Raw genomic sequence first — 3241 nt, 5'->3', positions numbered from 1 at the left:
GTGGGGGTGGGGGTGCTCACGCTGAGGGACCTCCGGTCATTTGACGGCTCCACTGGTGATTCCGGACACGATCTTTCGCTGGGCCACCAGGAAGATGGCGACCATGGGCAGGCTCATCACCACGACGTACGCGAAGACGAGATGCCAGTTGTTGAGATAGAGCTGGGCGCTGGCCACCTGGTAGAGGTTCAGTGGCAGGGTCGCCCTGTCTCCGCCGCCGAGGACGAAGAAGGCGTAGAAGACGTCGCTCCAGGCGTAGAGCATCACCATGATCGTCGCGGTGGCGATGACCGGCCTGAGCAGCGGCAGGACGATCTGCCCGAAGATCCGCAGCGGTGTCGCGCCGTCCATCCGGGCGGCCTCCTCCAGCTCCAGGGGGATGGCCCGGATGAAGCCGGTCATGAAGAAGATCGACGTGGACAGATACATCCCGGTGTAGACGGCGATCATGCCGGGCCGGGTGCCGGCCAGTCCCAGTTGCCGCAGCTCCATCACGATGGTGATGACGGCGGGCGGCAGCAGCAGCCCGCTGATGCAGAGCGCGTACGCGGCCGACACCAGCTTCGACTTGCGCCGGGCGAAGACCCAGGCGGCTCCCGCGCCCAGGATCAGCACCAGGGCGACCGAAGGCACCACGACGAGAAGGGAGTTGAAGAAGCCGCGCAGCATCTCCCCCTGGCCGACGGCGTCTGCGTAGTTGCTCCCCGGCTGCCAGTGCCGGGGGAGGCTCAGGTTCGGTGTGATCGCTTCGGCCTGCGGCTTGGCGGAGGTGACGGCAACGAGCCACAGCGGTACGCCCACGGCGACTCCGGCGATCAGCAGGACGAGCGCCGGACGGCCGTAACGCCAGGCGGGATGCACGGCGGTGCTCACAGCAGTTGCTCCCTTCGGCGCAGTCCGATGACGAGGGGGATCGCGACGGCGACCACGACCAGGAAGAGGACGAGACTCATCGCGGAGGCCTGCGCGTACAGGCCCTGTCCGAAGATCCGGAACATGTAGATGTTGAAGACCTCCGTGGAGGCCGCCGGCCCGCCTCCGGTCGTGGCCTGCACGATGTCGAAGGTGTTCATCGAGCCGATCAGCGCCGTGGTGACGTTGAAGGTGAGGGCGGGCGCCAGCATCGGCCAGCGCACCGACCAGAAGGTCCGCCACGGCCCGGCACCGTCGCATTTCGCGGCCTCCAGCATCTCGCCGGGGATCCCCTTGAGTCCGGCCAGGTAGATCAGCATGGACAGGCCCATCCACTTCCAGCCGTGGATGACGGTGACCAGGACCAGCGTCCAGGTCGTCGAGCCGAGCCAGGGGATGTCCGTACCGAGGACGCCGTTGACGGCGCCGTCCTGGTTCAGCAGCGCCTGGAAGACGTAACCGGTTGCCAGAGCCGAGATCAGCACCGGCAGGAAGAAGACGGCACGGAAGAACCGGTTGAAGCGGGAGTCCGCCTCCAGCAGCAGCGCAAGCCCGAGCCCGAACGCGTTCTGGAAGACGGCCGCCAGCAGGGCGTACAGCAGGGTGGTCCGGATCGCCCGCAGCAGCGAGCCGTCGGCGGCGATGCTGTGGAAGTTGTCCAGGCCGGTGAAGGCGATGTCGGGGTGGTACGAGGACCAGTTCGTGAACGGGTAGTAGAAGTTGAGCAGGTTCGGCACCAGGAAGAAGACCGCGAAGACGGCGATCGCGGGGAGCGCGAACCACCAGGGGTGGTGCACGGCGGCGCGGGGCAGCCGTCCCGCCCTTCTCTCCCGGCCCCTCGCGGGCGCCGGTTTCTGCTTGCGCGTGTGTATGGCCGTGTCCGCCATCGGTAAGTCCTTGCCCGTGGGGGTCTCTGGTCGGTCTAGAAGCCGGTGGCGCCCTGGGCCTTGGCCACCTGCGCGAACTGGTCCTGGATCGCCTGCGCGACCTGCTGCGGAGTCTTCTTGCCGAAGATCATGTCGCCGAGGTACAGGTGTGTGTCGGGGGCGACGATCGCCTTCGCCTGGAAGACACCGATGGCCTTGGGCAGCGCCGCGACCTGGGCCGTCGAGGCCTGCGGAAGGCCGGCCGGGGTCGGGACCGACGGCTGGACGGAGGGGATATTCATCGCCTTGATGTAGTCGGCGTAGTCCGGGCCGAGCCAGAAGGCGAGGAACTGACGGGCCGCGTTCTGCCGCTTGTCGTCACCCGTCCTGAACGCCACGACACCGTTGGTCTGGTCGGGCGAATACATGCCGGTGGCCGAGGAGTTGGCGATCGGGAACCAGCCGATCCTCTTGTCGATCTCGGCCGTGGAGTACTTGGCCTGCAACTGGCTCTGGAACGACGTGACGTTGAGGACCATGCCCGCCTCGCCCTTCCAGAGGGAGTCCGCCTGCCCGGTGAAGGTGCCGGTCCTGTAGTTCTTCTGCGCGAGCCCGGCGTCGAGCAGCTTCTCCTTGTACTTCTTGATCGCGCCGACGACGACCGGGTCGGTCCACTTCTTCTTGTTCTGGTTGAGGTCGGCCCACCACTGCTCGTCGAGGTCGGTGAGCTGGACCTGCATCTGCCACTGAAGCGGCCACTTGTCACCGCCGGCCTCGTAGAAGCCCGCCGCCTCGGTGCGGTCCGTGACGGTGCGGCCGAGGGCCAGCAACTCGTCGTAGGACGTGGGGAAGTCGCTCTCGGTGATCCCGGCCGCCTTGAAGACGTCCTTGTTGTAGTAGACGCCGAGCATGGCGGGGCTGGTGACGATCGCCGCGTACCGCTTGCCGTCGATGACGCCCAGGGACTGCTCCGTGCCACCGAGCTTGGAGACCCACGGCTCGCCGTCGAGGGTGAGGAGGTTCTGCTGCGGCTGGATGAAGGGCAGCGTGGAGATCGAGGGCTGCCAGAACATCAGGTCCGGCTTGTCGCCCGAGGCGAGCTTGGTCGGCACGTTCTGCTCGTACAGGTCGGGAATCGCCTGGGTCTCGACCTGGGCGCCGGTGGCCTTCTCGAAGGCTTCGACGACCTGCTTGGGCGCGTTGAGCGTGTTCTGCGCGGTCCACATCGTCAGCTTCACGCCGTCCAGCCGAGCGGTGGGGTCGACCGCCGTCCGCTTCGCGTCCGTGCCCGAGTCGCCGGAACCGACGGAGGGGTCACTGCAGGCGGTGCCGGCCAGACCGACGGCGCATATGAGGGCCAGCGCGGGGAGAGCTCTTCTCTTCATCTCGGGCCTTTCGGGAGACGGGCTGTCTCTTATACACATTTCCAAGCCCACAAAAAAGGCAAAAGAAAAGTATCCCCT

Annotated in this window: 3 protein-coding genes; all 3 read right to left on the bottom strand. The window is 66.6% G+C overall.

The features are described 5' to 3' along the window. Nucleotides 1-36: 36 nt before the first annotated feature. From P1P75_RS40715 to P1P75_RS40705, 3 genes are read right to left on the bottom strand one after another with little or no spacing between them, the layout of a single operon-like run. Nucleotides 37-873 (bottom strand): carbohydrate ABC transporter permease, encoded by an 837-nt coding sequence (locus tag P1P75_RS40715; RefSeq protein WP_319264860.1) that lies wholly within the window; start codon nt 871-873, stop codon nt 37-39. Then, entirely contained in the window at nt 870-1799 is a 930-nt protein-coding gene (locus P1P75_RS40710) for a sugar ABC transporter permease (protein ID WP_319264857.1), read from the bottom strand. Before P1P75_RS40710 ends, P1P75_RS40715 begins: the two co-directional genes overlap by 4 nt. A gap of 35 nt (nt 1800-1834) precedes the next feature. Then, on the bottom strand, nt 1835-3163 hold the full coding sequence (locus tag P1P75_RS40705) for an ABC transporter substrate-binding protein (protein ID WP_319264855.1): 1329 nt from the start codon (nt 3161-3163) through the stop codon (nt 1835-1837). Between the last annotated feature and the right edge of the window lie 78 nt (nt 3164-3241).

Origin of the sequence: Streptomyces sp. ID05-39B (assembly GCF_033794725.1) — a bacterium.
Lineage (GTDB): Bacteria > Actinomycetota > Actinomycetes > Streptomycetales > Streptomycetaceae > Streptomyces > Streptomyces bobili.
The sequence above is the reverse complement of the archived record's forward strand: the minus strand, read 5'-3'. Positions and strand labels throughout refer to the sequence as shown.

What these genes read in the sequence shown, in the direction of transcription:
- P1P75_RS40705 (WP_319264855.1), bottom strand. Translation starts at nt 3,163, where the DNA reads ATGAAGAGAAGAGCTCTCCCCGCGCTGGCCCTCATATGCGCCGTCGGT.
- P1P75_RS40710 (WP_319264857.1), bottom strand. Translation starts at nt 1,799, where the DNA reads ATGGCGGACACGGCCATACACACGCGCAAGCAGAAACCGGCGCCCGCG.